Source organism: Borrelia persica No12 (genome assembly GCF_000500045.1).
Taxonomy (GTDB): domain Bacteria; phylum Spirochaetota; class Spirochaetia; order Borreliales; family Borreliaceae; genus Borrelia; species Borrelia persica.
Genome location: NZ_AYOT01000122.1, coordinates 1 through 350 on the forward strand (window position 1 = coordinate 1; position 350 = coordinate 350).

At 29.1% G+C, this 350-nt stretch carries 1 protein-coding gene; it reads left to right on the plus strand.

The window, feature by feature from the left end:
• Positions 1–312: BBA14 family lipoprotein (locus U881_RS0102495; RefSeq protein ID WP_024653133.1), on the plus strand; the 312-nt coding region annotated here is incomplete at its 5' end.
• Positions 313–350: the final 38 nt, after the last annotated feature.

Below are 350 nucleotides of genomic sequence, written 5' to 3' on the forward strand. Positions count from 1 at the left end.
AGTTGTACAACTATTGCAACATTAATAGAAGAACCCATATCTCCAAACAGCAATAACATCACTGATTTAAGTGAGTATGAAGCTAAACTTTCTGGTTATGTTATGTACTTACAATCTTTCCTAGTTAAGACTAAGAAAAAAGTTAATGATCTAAATTACCCAGATTTTACTTTCTTTGATCCAAGTCTTCTTAAATCTGAACATTCTATTAAAGCTTTACTTCACAATATTAAGTTATTTCAAGATTATATTAAGAACACTAAACCTATTGCTAAAGCAGTTTACAAAAAATACTCAAAACTTAAAACATAAATTAAAGCAGGGTCCCCAATTGGGGACCTTTTTTACGT